Below are 18,078 nucleotides of genomic sequence, written 5' to 3' on the forward strand. Positions count from 1 at the left end.
GCACGCGCTACTCGACCGCAAACCGACCCGCCGGAGGGGGATTGCTCGCCGTACTGCTCGTCCACGCGCTGGCCGCGCTGCTGGCCCCGCTGTGCGTACGAGCCCTGGGCCGCAACGCCTTCTACCTGCTCGCGCTGGTTCCGCTGGGCAGTCTCGGCTGGGTCGTCGCGCACTGGGGCACCACTGTCAGCACCCGGATCGAGTGGGCGCCGCAGATCTCGATGGACATCGACCTGCGCTTCGACTCCCTCGCCGCGGTGATGTGCACGCTGGTGCTCGGCATCGGCGCGCTGATCATGGCCTACTGCGGCAGGTATTTCGGCCGCGACGAAGCCCGGCTCGGTGTCTTCGCCGCCGAGCTGATGGGCTTCGCCGGAGCCATGTTCGGGCTGGTCACCAGCGACAACATGCTGCTGATGTACGTGTTCTGGGAGATCACGACGGTGCTGTCGTTCCTGCTCGTCGGCCATTACGCCGAACGGGCGGTGAGCAGGCGCGCGGCCATCCAGGCACTGCTGGTGACCGGAGCGGGCGGGCTGGCGATGCTGGTCGGGATCGTCATCCTGGGGATGCGCTACGGCAGTTTCCTGTTCTCGGACCTGCTGGCCGCGAGCTCGCCACCGACCGGGAGCGCGGTGTCGGTGGGCGTGGTGCTGGTCGTCATCGGCGCACTGAGCAAATCCGCGATCGTGCCGCTGCACTTCTGGCTGCCCGGCGCGATGGCCGCGCCCACTCCGGTGAGCGCCTACCTGCACGCGGCCGCCATGGTGAAGGCCGGTATCTACCTGATCGCCCGGCTGGCGCCCGCGCTCGCGCAGACCCCGCCGTGGCATGTGCTGATCCTGCCGCTGGGTGTGGCCTCGATCCTGCTGGCGGGCTGGCGCGCGATCCAGGTGCACGACCTGAAACTGGTGCTGGCGTTCGGGACGGTCAGCCAGCTGGGTCTGCTGATCACGATGATGGCCACCGGCACCCCCGATGCCGCGCTGGCCGGAATCACCCTGCTGGTGGCGCACGCGCTGTTCAAGGCGTGCCTGTTCATGGTGGTCGGCATCATCGATCACGGTGCGGGGACACGGGATCTGCGCCGGTTGTCCGGGCTCGGCAAGCGCGCGCCGGTGCTGTGCGCGATCGCGATCGCGGCCGCGCTGAGCATGGCCGCGCTGCCGCCGCTGCTCGGGTTCGTCGGCAAGGAGACGGCGCTGACCGCGGTGTGGTCGGCCGACAACCTGAGTCTGCCCGCGCGCCTGGCGTTGCTGGCGGGCATCGCGGTGGGTTCGGCGTTCACGGTCGCCTACAGCATCCGATTCGTCTGGGGCGCTTTCGGTGTCAGCGAGGGGCCCGATGTGGTCACCACCTGGCACGCGCCCGGCGCGCTGCTGCTCGGGCCGCCCGCGCTGCTCGCGCTGGGCGGGCTGGCGGGCGGGCTCGACACGCAGGCCGTCGACCGGTGGCTGAGCCCCTACGCGGCCACCCTGCCCGGCGGACTGGACCTGCACCTGGCGCTCTGGCACGACCTCACCTGGCCGCTCATGCTCACCGGGGGCATCATCGCCGCCGGTGTCGCGCTGTTCCTCATCCGCAAGCGGATCGGCGAACCGGCGCACCCGCGCCTGGGCAATGCCGACCGCGCCTACGACGGCGCGCTGCGCGCGATGGACCGGCTCTCGATGCGCATCACCGGCACCGTGCAGTCCGGCTCGCTGCCCGCCAGCCAGGCCGCCATCCTCGGCACCCTGATCGTGCTGCCGACGGTGCTGCTCGCGGCGGGCACCCGCACGGGTGTGGAACTGCGGCTGTGGGATTCGCCGTTGCAGGCCGGGGTCGGCGCGATCATGATCGCGATGGCGCTGGCCGCGACGGTGCTGCGCAACCGCCTGGCCAGCGTGCTCGTCGTCGGGGTGACCGGTTACGGCTGCGGTGTGATCTTCGCGCTGCACGGCGCGCCCGACCTGGCCCTGACCCAATTCCTGGTCGAGACACTGACTCTCGTGGTGTTCGTGCTGGTGCTGCGCGCCTTCCCCGCCGAGATCGCCGACGACGACGCCACCGCGTTCAAGATCCGCCGGGCGCTGCTGGCCATCGGCGTCGGCGTCACCGTGTCGGTGCTGGCCGCCTTCGCCACCGCCGCGCGCCGCGCCGAACCCATCTGGCACGCCATCCCCGAGGCGGCCTACACGATCGGCGGCGGCAAGAACGCGGTCAATGTGCTGCTGGTCGACATCCGCGCCTGGGACACCCTCGGCGAGATCTCGGTGCTGGTGGTGGCCGCCACCGGCGTGGCCTCGCTGGTGTTCCGCAGCCGCCGCTTCGGCAGCGCGCCGCGCGCGGCCGACTCCCCGAACTACGACCCCGACGCGGTGTCCTGGCTGCCCGCCGCGCGCCTGGTCGACCGGCGCGACCGCTCGATGGTCCTGCAGATCACCACCCGGCTGATCTTCCCCACCATCATGGTGCTGTCGGTGTATTTCTTCTTCTCCGGTCACAACGCCCCCGGTGGCGGCTTCGCCGGCGGCCTGGTCGCCGGGCTCGCGCTGACCCTGCGCTATCTGGCGGGCGGCCGCTACGAACTCGGCGAGGCGCTGCCGGTGGACGCCGGACACCTGCTCGGCGCCGGTCTCACCCTGGCCGCGGGCACCGCGACCGCCTCGCTGCTGCTGGGCGCGCCGCCGCTGTCCTCGGCGATCATCGAGGTGACGCTGCCGCTGCTGGGGCACATCAAGTTGGTCACCGCGACATTCTTCGACCTCGGCGTCTACCTGGTCGTCGTCGGGCTGGTCCTCGACGTACTGCGCAGCCTCGGCGCCCGCCTGGACAAGGAACTGGCATGACCGCCGACCTCGTTGTGCTCATCACCATCGGCGCGCTCACCGCGTGCGGGGTCTACCTGCTGCTCGAGCGGGTGGTCTCGAAGATGCTGCTCGGGATGATCCTGCTCGGCAACGCGGTGAACCTGCTGCTCCTCACGATGGGCGGCCCCGACGGCAAACCACCGATCCTCAGCGGCTCGGACACCTCCCCCGGCGACATGGCCGACCCACTGGCCCAGGCCATGGTGCTCACCGCCATCGTCATCACCATGGGCCTGGCCGCTTTCGTACTCGCGCTGGCCTACCGCTCCTACATGCTGACCACCACCGAGGACGTCGTCAACGACCCCGAGGACACCCAGGTCGCCAGCCGCCGCGAACTGGAGGACCCCGAACAGTGACCCTGTCCCCCGAGCTGCTGCCCACCCTCGCCGCCCTGCCGGTGCTGGTGCCGCTGCTCGGCGCCGCGGCCACCCTGATCTTCGGCCGCCGTCCGCGCCTGCAATCGCTGATCTCGCTGACCGCCCTGTCGAGCGTGCTGGTGATCAGCGCGCTGCTGCTGTACCTGGCCGACCGCGACGGCACCACCGCGGTGCAGGTGGGCGGCTGGCCGACACCGATCGGCATCACGCTGGTGGTCGACCGGCTCAGCGCCGCCATGCTGCTGGTGTCGGCGTTCGTGCTGCTGGTGGTGTCGATCTACGGTGCCGGGCAGAACATCTCCGACGGCGACGACAACCAGCCCACCTCCATCTACCGGCCCACCTACCTGGTGCTGACCGCCGGTGTCTCGCAGGCCTTCCTGGCCGGTGACCTGTTCAACCTGTTCGTCGGCTTCGAGGTGCTGCTGGTGGCCTCGTTCGTGCTGCTCACGGTGGGTGCCACCGAGGCGCGCATCCGCACCGGCATCGCGTATGTGATGGTGTCGATGGTGTCGTCGCTGATCTTCCTGATCGGCATCGCGCTCACCTACGGCGCCACCGGCACCCTGAATCTCGCGCAGCTGGCGCTGCGGCTGGAGGCCATCCCCGACGGCGTGCGCGCGGCCTGTTACGCGGTGCTGCTGGTGGCCTTCGGGATCAAGGCGGCGGTGTTCCCGCTGTCGAGCTGGCTGCCCGACTCCTACCCCACCGCCCCCGCCCCGGTGACCGCCGTGTTCGCGGGCCTGCTCACCAAGGTCGGTGTGTACGCGATCATCCGCACGCACAGCCTGTGGTTCCCCGACGGCGCCTTCGACAACATCCTGCTGGTCTGCGGCCTGGCGACCATGCTGATCGGCATCCTCGGCGCCATCGCCCAGAACGACATCCGCCGCCTGCTCTCGTTCACCCTGGTCAGCCACATCGGCTACATGATGTTCGGCATCGGCCTGGCCACCACGGCCGGGCTCACCGGCGCGGTGTTCTACGTGGCCCACCACATCCTGGTGCAGACCGCGCTGTTCCTGGCCGTCGGCCTGATCGAGCGGCAGGCCGGGTCGGTGTCGCTGCGCCGGATCGGCGGGCTGGCCACCGCGAGTCCGCTGCTGGCGGTGCTGTTCCTGATCCCGGCGCTCAATCTCGGTGGTATCCCACCGTTCTCGGGCTTCATCGGCAAGGTGGCCCTGCTGGAGGCAGGCGCCGCCAACGGCGGAGTGCTGGCCTGGGTCCTGGTCGGCGGCTCGGTGGTGACCAGCCTGCTGACGCTGTACGCGGTGGCCCGGGTGTGGAGCAAGGCGTTCTGGCGTCCTCGCGCCGAGGCGCCGGAAGGCCATCTCACGGCGGCGAATCTGCCCACCCTGGTCGAGGATTCGACCGATGTGCACTACGAGGACCGCACCGATCCCGGCCGCATGCCGGTGCTGATGACCGTCGCCACCATCAGCTTGATCGTGGCCGGGCTCGCGCTGACCGTACTGGCCGGGCCGGTGCTCGGCATCGCCGAACGCGCGGCCGACGATCTGCACGATCCGTCGGTCTACATCGATTCCGTCCTGGGACCGGAGCCGCGATGAGTCGACTGATCAACCGCGACAATGCCATCCGCATCGGCGTGCTGATCTGGCTGACGACGGTCTGGGTGGCGCTGTGGGGCGATCTCAGCATCGCCAATATGGTCGCCGGGCTGGTGGTCGCGGTGGTCGTGGTCTTCGCGCTGCCGCTGCCGCTGATCCCGGTCGCCGGGTGGTTCCATCCGCTGTCGTTCCTGAAGCTGATCGTCGTCAGTACCTATTACGCGCTCGAGTCGAGTCTGCAGGTGGCCTGGTTCAGCATCCGGCCCTCGGGCCCGCCGGTGTCCGGGGTGCTGCGGGTGCATCTGGCCTTCCAGTCCGATCTGGTGCTGGTGATGTGCACCGACCTGCTCAATCTCATCCCCGGCACCATGGTGCTGGAGCTGGACCGGCCGCGCTGCGTGGTCTACGTGCACGTCCTCGATGTGGGCAGCGACGCGGCGGTCGAGAAGTTCTATCGCATCACCCGGCGGCTGGAGGGCCTGATGATCGACACCTTCGAGCGTCCCGGCGAACGCCGCCGCATCGACCCCGCATCGGAGGTGCGATCGTGACCGTCGTCGCCGTGATCGCCGGCGCCCTGCTGGTCGCCGCCGCGGTGATCACCAGCTACCGGGTGCTGGCCGGGCCGAGCACGCTGGACCGGGTGGTCGGCATCGACTCGCTGATGGCCATCGCCGCCTGCGGGCTGGCGGTCTGGGCCGCCTACAGCGGCGATACCACCGTCATCCCGGCGATCGTCGCGCTGGCCCTGGTCGGATTCCTCGGCTCGGCCGCCGTCTCCCGCTTCCGCGTCCGGGACGACCGATGACGTTCTGGGAGTGGATCTCGGCGATCCTGATCCTCACCGGCTGCGTGTTCGCCTTCACCGCGGCCCTGGGCATCGTGCGTTTCCCCGACACCCTCACCCGCATGCACGCGGCGACCAAACCGCAGGTCGTCGGCCTGATCCTGGTGCTGATCGGCACCGGCATCGACATCCGCGACGACATCAACGTCTGGATGCTGGTCCTGACCGCCCTGTTCACCATCATCACCGCCCCGGTGATCGCGCACCTGATCGGCCGCACCGCCTACCGCGAACAACGCAGTGTTGATTTGCGGCCGGGGCCGCGGGATTCTCGGCCCTGAGGGCCTCGCATCCGAGGGGCGATACTTCGGCTTCGCCGGGACGTCTCACCCCTCGGATGCGAGGCGGCCGAGAATCCGTGGTGGTGCCGTCGGACGGGTGGCGTGGTCAGGCCGCCGACGCGGGTCCAGTCGTCACGCGGGGTTGCTTCGTCGTGCTTTGGGGTGCGGCGGCGAACCACGTGGCATGGAACGCCAGTGCCACGGCGGTGAGCGACCCGATGACGATCGCGCCCGACACCACGGGATACTCCGCCATCGGCACCGCCAGATACCGGTAGGCCACCAGCAGCCCCGCGAACACGATCGTGCCGAAGGCCACCAGGCGCACCCGGAACATGCCCCAGCCGCGCTCGGGCGCCCGCAGCGCCGAGTCCACTGTCAGGCACAGCACCGCGCCCGCCACCAGGTCGACGCCGTAGTGATAGCCGAAGCCCAGGGTCGCGGCGAGCGTCGCGGCCAGCCAGAACGCCCCGCCCCAGCGCAGCCAGGCGGGTGCGCGTGACCCGTCGACATCGCGGCGGGTGTGCAGGAACAGCGCCAGCGCCCACGCGGTGTGCATCGAGGGCATGCAGTTGCGCGGGGTGAACGCGTCGAAGGGCAGCGCGGCCGGGTCGCGGTCGATCGGCGGCACCATCGACGGCCAGAAATTGCCCACCTGGAATCCGGCGCCGTCGGCCCCGTAGGCGAACATCGGCCCGACCACCGGGAACAGCACATAGAACAGCGGGCCGACCAGCCCGAGCACCAGGAACGTGCGTACCAGATAGTGACTTGGCCACTGCCCGGTCGGCACCACCCGGCGCAGCTGCCACACCGCGACCACGATCGCCGCCACCGGCAGCTCGATGTAGACCCAGTGCAGCACCGCGTACACCTCGGGCCCGAGCACCTCGAGCACCCGCCCGACCACCCAGGACGGGTCACCGAGCGCGTGATCGGCCAGCACCAGGTATTCGTCGAGCACGGTCGGATGCACCGCCGAGGTGACGTGCAACCACACATCGCCCACCTTGGTGGCCAGCACCAGCAGCGCGCCCAGCGCCGCGGCCTTCAGCGCGTCGGTGCGCTCACGCCCCTGCCAGCGCACCGCCGCGATCACCGCGAGGGCGGTGAGCACGATGGTCGGCCCGTTGCCGACGGTGAACGGCTTGCCGTCGAGCAGGCGCAGCGCCACCCACACCGCGTCGATCCCGATCGCGGCCGTCACCGCGATGACCCGCCGTCGCGCGTTCACCCCGACCAGCGCGAGGATCAGCCCGGCCCACGGCACCGACATCGATTTCGGCGTGCCGACATAGTCCCTGGCCAGACTCGCCAGCGGACCGTCGAAGCCGTTGAGCCACGCGGCGACCTGGAGTCCGATCAGCAGCACGAGCACCGCGCCCACCGCGAGGATCGCGAGTGTGCGTGGTTCGCGCAGGCGAGTGCCGAAGGCCCCACCCCCCGCCACGATGCGTGGATGATCGACAAGCATCCGAACATCGTAAACGGCCGGTGAACGCCGCCCGGATGCGTAGCTGAACGCTAGTGATCCAGCTCCCGAACCAGCGCGTCGACCACGGCGACGAGATCGCCCTGCGAACGCGCCGCCACCTGACGTTGCCGCTGGTAGGAGGCCCCGTGCCGGGGGATCTCGGCCACCGCGGCCAATTCGTCGGCGCAGCCGAGCCGCTTGGCCGTGGGCTCGAGCCTGGTCAGCAGGTCCATCAGATCGTCTGTGACCAAACGCTCATTGCTGGCGTCGTCGACGATCACGATGGCGTCGAGTCCGTAGCGCGCCGCGCGCCACTTGTTCTCCTGCACGTGCCACGGCGGCAGCGTCGGCAGGTCCTCGCCGTCGTCGAGCCTGCGCTCCAGATCGACGACCAGACAGTGGATCAGCGCGGCCACCGAGGCCAGTTCGGCCCGGCTGGACAGGCCGTCGCACACCCGCACCTCGATGGTGCCCCACTTGGGCGCGGGCCGGATGTCCCAGTGCATGCCGCCGAGCTGCTCGAACACCCCGGTCTTGAGCTGGTCGTGCACGAAACCCTCGAACTGGCGCCAGTTCTCGAACTGGAACGGCAGACCGGCGGTGGGCAGCTGCTGGAACATCAGCGCACGGTTGCTGGCGTACCCGGTGTCGTCGCCGGACCACATCGGCGAGGACGCCGAGAGCGCGAGCAGATGCGGGTACGACAGCAGCAGCGAGTTCAGGATCGGGAAGACCTTGTCGCGGTGCGAGACTCCCACGTGCACGTGCACGCCCCAGATCAGCATCTGGCGGCCCCACCACTGGGTGCGCTCGATCAGCTCGTCGTAGTGCGGCGAGCGGGTGAGCTGCTGGGTCGACCACGGCGCGAAGGGATGGGTGCCCGCGCAGAACAGATCCACGCCGAGCGGATCGGCGGCCCGGCGCACCGCGTCCATGGTGCCGCGCAGATCCTCGACCGCCCCACCGACCGTGTCGTGCACACCGGTCACCAGTTCGACGGTGTTGCGCAGCAGTTCCTTGGTGACCTGCTGGGTCCCGTCGTGGGCCCGCAGGTCACCGACGGCGTCGAACACCGTCGAGGCGGTATTGGACAGATCGCGCGTCACCTTGTCGACGAGCGCGATCTCCCATTCGATCCCGATCGTGGGCCGGGGCGAACCGTGAAACGCCACCGAGGGGATCGCACCGGCCATCCGCGTCTCGCTAACCGACGACGCCGCAGGCGACGCGGGTGCCCGCGTCACCGGTGGACAGCGTGGTCTCGTCCGGGCCGGTGCCACCCTCGCGGGTGTAGCGCGGCGGGATGTTGCCGAAGTTGTCGGCACCCGAGTGCACGATCAGCGCCTTGCCCTTGACCTGGTCCAGGGTGATCGCGTCGGTCTGGGTGACCAGCTTGGCGGTGCCGTCGCCGAGCACCTGCAGCGAGGCGAGATCGCCGCTGGCCGGGTGCGCGTTGGCGGCGCCGACCTGCAGATGACCACCGGCGGAAGCGAAGTCGCCCTCGCACTTGCCGGTCTGGTGGAAGTGCAGGCCGTGGAAGCCGGGCTGCAGGTTGCGCGCCTCGACGGTGACGACCAGGTGGCCGCCCTCGGAGACGATGGTCGCGGTGCCCACATCGGCGCCGGAACCGTCCTTGAGCTCGGCCTTCAGGCCGCCCGCGGCGGGAGCGCCGTGGCTGTCACCGTGATCGCCGCCCTCGGTGGTCGGCGCGGCGTGGCCGCCACCGTGTCCGCCTTCGCTGCCCGCGGGCGGGGGCGAGCTGGTCCACACCGGCGGGGTGGTCCCCTTGACGTCCGTCGACTCCTGGCTGTTGGTGCAGGCGGCGAGCCCGAACACGGCGACCGCGAGAACCGGGGTCACAGTGCGCCAGGACGGGCGACGAGTGGTCGACGTGGCCATCGGGGAACTCTCCTTCGTGGACAGGGCTGTACCGCTCAAGATGATGCCACAGCGCCGGGGCGGCACCCGGCACCGCGTGCCGGGCCTCGTTCAGCGACCGGTCAGCACGACCACGACGCCCGGGGAGGTGTCGCCTTCCTTGGGCGCCACCGTGCCACCGATCTCCTGCGCGATCTCGGTGGCGGCGGCCTTGTCGTTGGCGCCGCCGCCGTAGAACACGGTGGTGGTGGTCAGATTCGCGCCGCTGTAGTTGCCCGTACTGACATTGCTCCAGCCCGAGGAGGTCAGGTCGCTCGCGGTGCGCGCGGCGAGTCCGGCGACCAGGCTGTTGTTCAGCACCCGCACCGGAACGCTCTGATCCACCCCGCTCGCGTCGGCGGCCGTGGTGGTCGTCGGCGTGGTCGTGGTGGTGCTCGGCGCGGCGGTGGTCGTCGTCGGGGTGGCGGCCGCGCTGGTGGTCGTCACCGGCGCGGTGGTGGCGGGCGCCTGCGCGACCGCGCTGGTCGTGGTGGAGGTTTCGGTCTGCTCGGCCGCGTCGGTGGCGTCGGCATCGGAGTTCGACAGCGACATCGCACCCAGGCCGGCGAAAACGATGGCCAGCGCGATCAACACCATCGCCAGCGCGCGCAGCGGTGGGCCGCCGGGGGTGGGATTCGGGTTGCTCACCCGCGCAACCCTAGTCGCATCGTGGTGTGTGTGGCTGTCATGTCAGACCTGGAAGCCGAGTCGGCGCGCGGCGCGCGCTTTCTGCCTGCTCGCCCGCAGCCTGCGCAGCCGCTTGACCAGCATCGGGTCGGCCGCCAGCGCTTCGTCCTTGTCGACGACCGCGTTGAGCACCTGGTAGTACCGGGTGGCCGACATGGCGAACAGTTCGCGGATCGCGTCTTCCTTGGCTCCCGCGTACTTCCACCATTTGCGCTCGAAGTCGAGGATGTCGAGCTCACGGCGACTCAGGCCGGTCTCATCGTCGACCGCCGATTCCTCGATGTCGCGAGCCGCTGCGCCGTCCATCTTGCTCCCTCGCCGAGTATCACGAGATGAAAATGACGCTTGCACGTCGCGGATCATTCAACCACGCCGCCACCGGATCGTCCGACCGATACCCCGGCGTGTTGACCAGCGGCCAGCAGGGTGTCGGCTGCCACAGGGGTCGCCGCTCGCACGAGCGCGGATGCGGCGATAATGGCCGGCATGGCAATTCTCCCGATCGTGATCGTCGGTGACCCCGTCCTCCACAACCCCACGGCGAAGGTGACGGAGACGCCCGCGGAGCTGGCCCCGCTGATCGCGGACATGTACGACACGCTCGCCGAATCCAAGGGTGTCGGCCTCGCGGCCAACCAGGTCGGCGTCGGCAAGCGGCTGTTCGTCTACGACTGCCCCGATGTCGACGCCGCGGGCAACCAGGTGCGCCGCAAGGGCGTGGTGGTCAATCCCGTCCTGGAGACCTCGGCGATCCCCGAGACCATGCCCGACCCCGACGACGACGAGGAAGGCTGCCTGTCGGTCCCCGGCGAGCAGTTCCCGACCGGTCGCGCCGACTGGGCCAAGGTCACCGGCACCGACGAGAACGGCGACCCGGTCGAACTGGAGGGCACCGGCTTCTTCGCCCGCATGCTCCAGCACGAGGTGGGCCACCTCGACGGCTTCCTCTACGTCGACGTGCTGATCGGCCGCAACGCCCGCGCGGCCAAGAAGGCGATCAAGCGCAACGGCTGGGGCACACCGGGTCTGAGCTGGATCCCCGGCACCGTCCCCGACCCTTTCGGCCATGACGACTGAAATACCTCTCGGTCGCCGCGTCGTGATGCGGTATCAGCTCCCCGAGGGCTATCCCCAGCCGCTCACCGATGTGATCGGTGAGCTGGTCTCGCTGGAGCCACCCTCGGTGCGGACTGCCGAGGGCGAGCTGGTGTCGGTGGCGCCGGATCGGGTGGTGGCACTGAAGGCGCTGGGGCCGAGGCCGATTCGGACCAAGGAGATCCGCCACCTGGAGACCGCGGCGGCCCTGGCGTGGCCCGGGGCGGTGCACCGGTGGATCGACGGCTGGCTGGTGCGCGCGGGCAACGGGTACACCGGTCGCGCGAATTCCGCGGTGCCGCTGGGCGAGTCGGGCATCCCCGCGACGCTCTCGATCGACACCATGCACCGGATCGCCGACTGGTACACCGAGCAGGGCCTGCCGCTGCTGCTGCAACTGCCCGACCGGCTCGCGCCCGTCCCGCCGGGCTGGAACACCTGGAGCGAGACAGTCGTCCTCGGCCTCGACATCGCGAATTTTGTGCTGCCGCAAGGTCCTTCGATGGTCCGCGTGGCGCCCGCGCCCGACGACGGCTGGCTCACGACCCACCGCTACCGCGGCGAGATCCCTGTCGACCCGTCGGTGCGCGTGCCCGACGTCTCGGTCCTCACCGCCGTGCAGGACGGTGTGCTCGGCTTCGCCGCCCTCGGCCTGCCCGAACCCCTGGCCATCGGCCGTGGCGCGGTGACCACCGCCCCCGACGGCCGCCGCTGGGTCGGCCTCACCTGCGTCGCGGTGGCCGCCGCGCACCGGCGCAACGGCCTGGGCGCGCTGCTGTGCGCCGAGCTCATCCGGTGGGGCGCCGAGCACGGCGCCACCCACGCCTACGTGCAGGTGGAGGTCGGCAATGCCGCCGGTCTCGCGCTCTACCGCGAGCTCGGCTTCCTCGACCACCACACCTACCGCTACGCCGCCCCACCGGGCACGGCCTAGCCCATCGAAGGGGAATCATCCGTGCGATTGGCCACCTGGAACGTCAACTCGATCCGCTCCCGCGTCGACCGGGTGACGGCCTTCCTCGACCGTCACGACATCGACGTGCTGGCGATCCAGGAGACCAAATGCCGTGACGACCAGTTCCCGTTCGAGCAGTTCGACGCCGCGGGCTACGAGGTCGCGCATGTGGGCATCAACCAGTGGAACGGCGTGGCCATCGTCTCGCGGGTCGGGCTCACCGATGTCGAGACCGCTTTTCCGCACCAGCCCGGTTTCGACAAGAACGCCGGTGACTCGCTGATCGAGTCGCCGGTGGTCGAGTCGCGGGCCATCGGCGCGACCTGCGGCGGGGTGCGGGTGTGGAGCCTGTACGTGCCCAACGGCCGCGCCCTCGACGACCCGCACTACGCCTACAAGCTGGACTGGCTCTCCACCCTGCGCGAGCAGGCCAACGACTGGCTGACCACCGACCCGGCCGCCAAGATCGCCCTGGTCGGCGACTGGAACATCGCCCCCACCGACGACGACGTCTGGTCGCCCGCCCTGTTCGAGGGCAAGACCCACACCTCCGCGCCCGAGCGTGCCGCCTTCCAGGCCATGCTCGACACCGGCTACCGCGATGTGATGCGTCCCTTCGCCCCCGGCCCCGGCGTCTACACCTACTGGGACTACACCCAGCTGCGTTTCCCCCGCAAGGAGGGCATGCGCATCGACTTCGTGCTGGCCTCCCCCGCCCTGGCCGACACCGTCACCGACGCCCACGTCGACCGCGAGGAACGCAAAGGCAAGGGCGCCAGCGACCACGCCCCGGTCATCGCCGAGTTCACCGACTGAGCCACCCGCGCGGCGGTACCGTGGTGGCAGGACCATCCGGCCTGCGGCGAAGCGGGAGGTGTGCTCATGTTCTACCGGCGCGTGGGAGCGGTGCCACCGAAACGGCACACGCAGCATCGCGACGCGCGCGGCGACCTCTATTACGAGGAGCTGATGGGCGAGGAGGGCTTCTCCGGCGACTCCTCCCTGCTCTATCACCGTGGTCTGCCGCCCGCCATCGTCGACGCGACGGTCTGGCAGCTCCCCGACCAGACCCTCACCCCCAATCACCCCCTGCACCACCGGCATCTGCGCCTGCCCGAACTCTTCCCCGGTGACACTCCCGCCACCAGCGACCCGGTGACCGGCCGCAGGCTGCTGCTCGGCAATGCCGATGTGCGGATCTCCTACGTGGTCGCCAAGGGCGCCTCCCCGCTGTACCGCAATGCCATCGGTGACGAGCTGGTGTACGTGGAATCCGGTGCGGCCGTGGTGGAGAGCGTTTTCGGCGCGCTGTCGGTCGCCCAGGGCGATCAGGTGATCATGCCGAGGGCGACGACGCATCGCTGGCTGCCCGTGGGTGAGGAACCACTGCGCACCTATGTCATCGAGGCATCGAGTCACATCACCCCGCCGAAACGCTATCTCTCGAAATTCGGCCAGCTGCTGGAGAATTCGCCGTACTGCGAACGCGACCTGCACGGGCCCACCGAGCCGTTGCTCGCCGAAGGCACCGAGATCGAGGTCCTGGTGAAGCACCGGCCGGGCACCGAGATCGCGGGTACCCGGCTGGTCTACGCGACGCACCCGTTCGATGTGGTCGGGTGGGACGGCTGCCTGTATCCCTTCCGTTTCGACATCGCCGATTTCGAGCCGATCACCGGCCGGATTCATCAGCCGCCGCCCGCGCATCAGGCGTTCGAGGGCAACAATTTCGTCGTCTGCAATTTCGTGCCGCGCAAGGTGGACTATCACCCGCTGTCGATTCCGGTGCCGTACTACCACTCGAATGTGGATTCCGACGAGATCATGTTCTATTGCGGCGGTGATTACGCGGCCCGCAAGGGTTCCGGCATCACCCAGGGCTCCGTCTCGGTGCATCCTGGCGGATACGCGCACGGCCCGCAGCCGGGCGCCTACGAGCGCAGTATCGGCGCGGAGTTCTTCGACGAACTGGCGGTCATGGTGGACACCTTCCGGCCGCTCCAGCTGGGTGAAGGCGCGCTGGCCTGCGAGGACCCCGACTATGCCTGGACCTGGTCGGGGCGCGGTCCCGAGGCCCGCCGGTGAGCCGCGCGACGGTGCGCGTCGAGGTTCCCGGCGACTCGCTGTTCGGTCCGGAGAACATGCCCTACGGCGTCTTCGCGCCACCCGGCGGTGAATTCCGGGTGGGCGTCCGGCTGGGCGAATTCGTCCTGGATCTGGCCGTCCTTCTGGATGATCCGGTCTTCGCCCAGGCCGACCTGAATTCCTTTCTCGCCCAGGGTCCGACCTCTTGGCGTGTGGTGCGCGAGAGATTGCGCGAATCGGCGGATTCACCACTGCCCGCGGAGGCCGTCCACACCTTCGACTCGATTCGCACGGCCCTGCCGGTGCGGATCGGCGACTATGTCGACTTCTACGCCAGTATCGACCACGCCACCAATCTCGGTAGGTTGTTCCGGCCCGATGCCGAACCGCTGCTGCCGAATTGGCGTCATCTGCCGGTGGGTTACCACGGCAGGGCGGGCACGGTCGTAGTCTCCGGGACGCCGGTGGTCCGGCCGCATGGGCAGCGCCGAACCGATTCCGGTGCACCGGAATTCGGGCCGTCACGGCGGCTCGATATCGAAGCCGAACTGGGTTTCGTCGTCGGAACGGCTTCGCGGCAGGGTGAACCAATCTCCGTCGACGAATTCGGCGACCATGTCTTCGGTGTCGCCCTGGTGAACGACTGGTCGGCCCGCGATATCCAGGCGTGGGAATACCAGCCGCTCGGGCCCTTTCTCGGAAAGTCTTTCGCGACTTCCCTGTCGGCGTGGATCACTCCGCTGGCCGCACTGGCACAGGCGCGTGTGCCCTTGCCGCCGCAGGAACCCGAGCCGCTCCCCTACCTGCGCGGCACCGACGACCACGGCCTCGACATCGACCTGGCCGTCACCTGGAACGGCGAGACGGTCTCGCGCCCACCGTATTCGCGCATGTACTGGTCCCCCGCGCAGATGCTGGCCCACCTCACCGCCAACGGCGCCTCGATCCGCCCCGGCGACCTCTACGCCTCGGGCACCATCTCCGGCCCGGAACGGGACCAGCGCGGATCGTTCATCGAATTGTCCTGGGGCGGCAGCGAACCCGTAACGGTCGGCGGCGCACCGCGCACCTTCCTCGCCGACGGTGACGAGGTGACCATCACCGCCACCGCCCCCGGCACGGCGGGCAGGCCGATCGGCCTCGGCGCGGTCGGTGGCACCGTTCTCGCTGCCCACGAACCCGACCCCCAGGAATTCAGGTCTGCCGGGTAACCGGCGCCGCCTCCAATATTGACCGCATGAAACTTCGCTTGGCCCTCTTCGGCGGTATCGCCGTCGCCCTCGTTCAGCTCCCCCTGGCCGCGCCCGCCTCGGCGGAATGCGGCCCGCATCCGGTGCCGTGCGAGCCCAGCTCCGCCGCCGCGGCGGGCACCTTCCTGGACGCCCTCGAGGGACTCTTCACCGGATCGGGCGGACGGTAACGACGGCTCCGGCATCCACCCAGGGGCGGAGATAGTACTCCGCGCACCTCCGCCCCGAGGTGGTATCGGAAGTATTTCTGTGCGGGCTACGGTGACGGTCGACGTTCACCGAGAGAGAGCCCGACGATGTTGACGAGAATCGCCCGCGCCGCCGTTGGCCGACCACGGTTGGTGGTCGCGGTGGCGTTGCTGCTGATGGTGTTGTGTGGTGCGATCGGCGCCACGGTGCACTCGCATATGAAATCGGGCGGATTCGTCACCGATGATCTCGAATCGGTGCGCGCCAGCCAGTACCTGAGCGAGCACTTCCCGGGCAGCGAGCCCAACTTCGTCCTCACCGTCACCGCCGAGGACGGCCCAGACTCCCCTGCCGCCGAAGCGGCCGCCGACGCCGCCGTCGCGAAGCTGCGCGCCCATCCCACCGAGGTGAGCGGCGTCCAGTCCTACTGGGACGCCCGCCCCGACCTGCGCCAGGCGCTGCGCAGCACCGACGGCAAGCGCGCGCTGATCCTGGCCAGCATCGAAGGCGACGACGCCGAGCTGCCCGAACGCGCGGGCAAGCTCAGCGAGGAACTCGAGATCGACGGCCCGGTGACCATCCGCGCCGGTGGCCTCGGCGCCACCTTCGCCGATATCAACACCCAGATCAGCAAGGACCTGGTGATCGCCGAGGCCATCGCCATCCCGGTGACCGGCCTGCTGCTGGCGCTGGTCTTCGGCAGTGTGGTCGCGGCCGCGCTGCCGGTGGCGATCGGCCTGTTCGCCATCGCGGCGGCGCTGGGCATCCTGCGGGTGCTCACCTCGCTCACCGATGTGTCGATCTTCGCGCTGAACATGACCACCGCGCTCGGCCTGGCGCTGGCCATCGACTACAGCCTGTTCATCGTCAGCCGGTACCGCGAGGAACTCACCGCCGGTGCCACCCCGACGGCGGCGGTGATCCGCTCCATCCAGACCGCAGGCCGCACGGTGGTGTACTCGGCGCTGGTGGTGGCGCTGTCGCTGTCGGCGCTGCTGGTGTTCCCGCAGTACTTCTTCAAGTCCTTCGCCTACGCGGGTATCGCGGTGGTCGCGGCGGCCACGGCGGCGGCCGTGATCGTGTTGCCCGCCCTGCTCATCCTGGTCGGCGACCGGATCAATGCCGGTGACCTGCGCGGCCCGCTGCGCAAGCTGCTGCGGCGGCCGCCGCGCGTGGAGAAGGAGCCGCGGCAGACCTTCTGGTACCGCCTGGTGGTGGCGGTGATGAAGCGGCCGCTGCCGATCGCGCTGGCCACCACCGCGTTCCTGCTGCTGCTCGGCTCGCCGTTCCTGGGTGTGCAGTTCGGCTATCCGGACGACCGCGCGCTGCCCGCCGACGTGGCCAGCCGCCAGGTCGGTGACATCCTGCGCACCGAGTTCGACGCCGATATGGCCGCGAGCGCGACCGTCGTGCTGCCGGAGTTCCACGGCACCCCGGAGCAGCTGGACGCCTACGCCCGCGAGCTGTCGAAGGTGCCCGATGTGCCGGCCGTGCTCAGCAGCGCCGCCGTGTACCGCAACGGCCTGCGCGTGGCCGCGGGTGTGCCGGAGATGTCGGACCCGCGGGCGGGCGCCTACCTCTCGGTGGGCACCCGGCTCGACCCGTACTCCGACGCGGGCACCGCCCAGCTCGACGCCCTGCGCGCCGTCGAGGCCCCGTCGCAGGCCCTGCTCACCGGCCCGGCCGCGCTCAACCAGGACTCCGTCACCGCCATCACCGGCAAACTGCCGCTGGCGGGCGCGCTGATCGCCGTCACCACGCTCATCCTGCTGTTCCTGTTCACCGGCAGCGTGGTGCTCCCGGTGAAGGCGCTGGCGCTGAACATGCTCTCGCTGGCGGCCACCTTCGGCGCGATGGTGTGGATCTTCCAGGAGGGCAACCTGGCCGGGCTGCTCGGCTTCACCGCCACCGGCACCCTCAACCTGGCCATGCCCATCCTGATGTTCAGCCTCGCCTTCGGCGCCTCCATGGACTACGAGGTGTTCCTGCTCTCCCGCATCCGCGAGGAGTGGCTGGCCGGCCCCAAGACCACCGCGGGCAATACCGAGGCCGTCGCCATGGGCGTGGCCCGCACCGGCCGCATCTTCACCGCCGCCGCCCTGCTGATGAGCATCGTGTTCCTCGGCGTGGCCAGCTCCGGGGTGTCGATGATGAAGCTGTTCGGCCTGGGCTGCGCGCTGGCGGTGATCAGCGACGCGACCGTCATCCGGGGGCTGCTGGCCCCGGCGCTCATGCGGATGATGGGCCGCTGGAACTGGTGGGCACCCAAGCCACTGGTCAGGCTGCACAACAGGTTCGGGCTCGACGAATCGGAGGAACCCGCGGCTCCGGCACCACAGCTGGAAAAGGTGGGCGCTCGTTAGCGCCGAGCGGGACCGCACGCCTACACTGCTAAGCGCCACGCACGCCCCGACCTCGAGGAGGGGCTCGCCGCGCCAGCGGCGGGGGGGGGGGGGGGGCGCGCCGCGCGGGAGGTGTGGGGGGGGGAGGGGGGA

General features: G+C 69.9%; 18 protein-coding genes. 13 read left to right on the forward strand and 5 right to left on the reverse strand.

The annotated features are described in order from the left end of the window. The first annotated feature begins 41 nt into the window (after positions 1–41). From ACWEMY_RS11745 to mnhG, 6 genes are read left to right on the forward strand one after another with little or no spacing between them, the layout of a single operon-like run. Positions 42–2,831, forward strand: a complete 2,790-nt coding sequence (locus ACWEMY_RS11745) for a Na+/H+ antiporter subunit A (protein WP_452389964.1) — start codon at positions 42–44, stop codon at positions 2,829–2,831. Further along, the gene (locus tag ACWEMY_RS11750) at positions 2,828–3,211 is read left to right on the forward strand and encodes a Na(+)/H(+) antiporter subunit C (RefSeq protein WP_452389965.1); all 384 of its coding nucleotides are present in this window, start codon (positions 2,828–2,830) and stop codon (positions 3,209–3,211) included. Before ACWEMY_RS11745 ends, ACWEMY_RS11750 begins: the two co-directional genes overlap by 4 nt. Then, positions 3,208–4,803, forward strand: a complete 1,596-nt coding sequence (locus ACWEMY_RS11755; RefSeq protein ID WP_452389966.1) for a Na+/H+ antiporter subunit D — start codon at positions 3,208–3,210, stop codon at positions 4,801–4,803. Before ACWEMY_RS11750 ends, ACWEMY_RS11755 begins: the two co-directional genes overlap by 4 nt. After that, entirely contained in the window at positions 4,800–5,354 is a 555-nt protein-coding gene (locus ACWEMY_RS11760) for a Na+/H+ antiporter subunit E (RefSeq protein WP_452389967.1), read from the forward strand. The genes ACWEMY_RS11755 and ACWEMY_RS11760 overlap by 4 nt, the downstream gene beginning before the upstream one ends. Continuing rightward, the gene (locus ACWEMY_RS11765) at positions 5,351–5,611 is read left to right on the forward strand and encodes a monovalent cation/H+ antiporter complex subunit F (RefSeq protein ID WP_375930901.1); all 261 of its coding nucleotides are present in this window, start codon (positions 5,351–5,353) and stop codon (positions 5,609–5,611) included. The genes ACWEMY_RS11760 and ACWEMY_RS11765 overlap by 4 nt, the downstream gene beginning before the upstream one ends. After that, positions 5,608–5,931 (forward strand): monovalent cation/H(+) antiporter subunit G, encoded by a 324-nt coding sequence (mnhG, locus tag ACWEMY_RS11770; RefSeq protein ID WP_452389968.1) that lies wholly within the window; start codon positions 5,608–5,610, stop codon positions 5,929–5,931. The genes ACWEMY_RS11765 and mnhG overlap by 4 nt, the downstream gene beginning before the upstream one ends. 106 nt (positions 5,932–6,037) lie before the next feature. On the opposite strand, the gene ACWEMY_RS11775 is transcribed toward mnhG, so the two are convergent. From ACWEMY_RS11775 to ACWEMY_RS11795, 5 genes are all read right to left on the reverse strand, one after another. Beyond that, positions 6,038–7,405 carry a DUF5933 domain-containing protein gene (locus ACWEMY_RS11775; protein ID WP_452389969.1) on the reverse strand — a complete coding sequence of 456 codons (1,368 nt, stop codon included), beginning with the start codon at positions 7,403–7,405 and terminating at the stop codon, positions 6,038–6,040. 50 nt (positions 7,406–7,455) lie between these two features. Then, entirely contained in the window at positions 7,456–8,598 is a 1,143-nt protein-coding gene (locus ACWEMY_RS11780) for a glutamate--cysteine ligase (RefSeq protein WP_452389970.1), read from the reverse strand. Positions 8,599–8,608: 10 nt separating this feature from the next. Next, complete coding sequence (gene sodC, locus ACWEMY_RS11785; RefSeq protein ID WP_375930913.1) at positions 8,609–9,304, reverse strand: superoxide dismutase[Cu-Zn]; 696 nt, start codon at positions 9,302–9,304, stop codon at positions 8,609–8,611. Positions 9,305–9,394: 90 nt separating this feature from the next. Next, the gene (locus tag ACWEMY_RS11790) at positions 9,395–9,970 is read right to left on the reverse strand and encodes a LytR C-terminal domain-containing protein (RefSeq protein ID WP_452389971.1); all 576 of its coding nucleotides are present in this window, start codon (positions 9,968–9,970) and stop codon (positions 9,395–9,397) included. A gap of 42 nt (positions 9,971–10,012) precedes the next feature. Continuing rightward, a complete protein-coding gene (locus ACWEMY_RS11795) occupies positions 10,013–10,315 on the reverse strand; it encodes a DUF3263 domain-containing protein (protein ID WP_336087822.1) in 303 nt (100 codons plus the stop codon). Positions 10,316–10,495: 180 nt separating this feature from the next. On the opposite strand from ACWEMY_RS11795, the gene ACWEMY_RS11800 reads away from it, so the two are divergent. From ACWEMY_RS11800 to ACWEMY_RS11830, 7 genes are all read left to right on the forward strand, one after another. Continuing rightward, the gene (locus ACWEMY_RS11800) at positions 10,496–11,086 is read left to right on the forward strand and encodes a peptide deformylase (protein ID WP_375930920.1); all 591 of its coding nucleotides are present in this window, start codon (positions 10,496–10,498) and stop codon (positions 11,084–11,086) included. Further along, entirely contained in the window at positions 11,076–12,038 is a 963-nt protein-coding gene (locus tag ACWEMY_RS11805) for an N-acetylglutamate synthase, CG3035 family (RefSeq protein WP_452389972.1), read from the forward strand. The genes ACWEMY_RS11800 and ACWEMY_RS11805 overlap by 11 nt, the downstream gene beginning before the upstream one ends. Positions 12,039–12,059: 21 nt before the next feature. Next, complete coding sequence (locus tag ACWEMY_RS11810) at positions 12,060–12,875, forward strand: exodeoxyribonuclease III (RefSeq protein ID WP_375930926.1); 816 nt, start codon at positions 12,060–12,062, stop codon at positions 12,873–12,875. Positions 12,876–12,941: 66 nt separating this feature from the next. Beyond that, positions 12,942–14,144 carry a homogentisate 1,2-dioxygenase gene (locus ACWEMY_RS11815; protein ID WP_452389973.1) on the forward strand — a complete coding sequence of 401 codons (1,203 nt, stop codon included), beginning with the start codon at positions 12,942–12,944 and terminating at the stop codon, positions 14,142–14,144. Positions 14,145–14,200: 56 nt separating this feature from the next. Further along, the gene (fahA, locus tag ACWEMY_RS11820; protein WP_452389977.1) at positions 14,201–15,355 is read left to right on the forward strand and encodes a fumarylacetoacetase; all 1,155 of its coding nucleotides are present in this window, start codon (positions 14,201–14,203) and stop codon (positions 15,353–15,355) included. 26 nt (positions 15,356–15,381) lie between these two features. Next, entirely contained in the window at positions 15,382–15,564 is a 183-nt protein-coding gene (locus ACWEMY_RS11825) for a hypothetical protein (protein ID WP_452389974.1), read from the forward strand. 126 nt (positions 15,565–15,690) lie between these two features. Further along, entirely contained in the window at positions 15,691–17,946 is a 2,256-nt protein-coding gene (locus tag ACWEMY_RS11830) for an MMPL family transporter (RefSeq protein ID WP_452389975.1), read from the forward strand. Positions 17,947–18,078: the final 132 nt, after the last annotated feature.

It is taken from the genome of Nocardia sp. NPDC004415 (genome assembly GCF_053602435.1).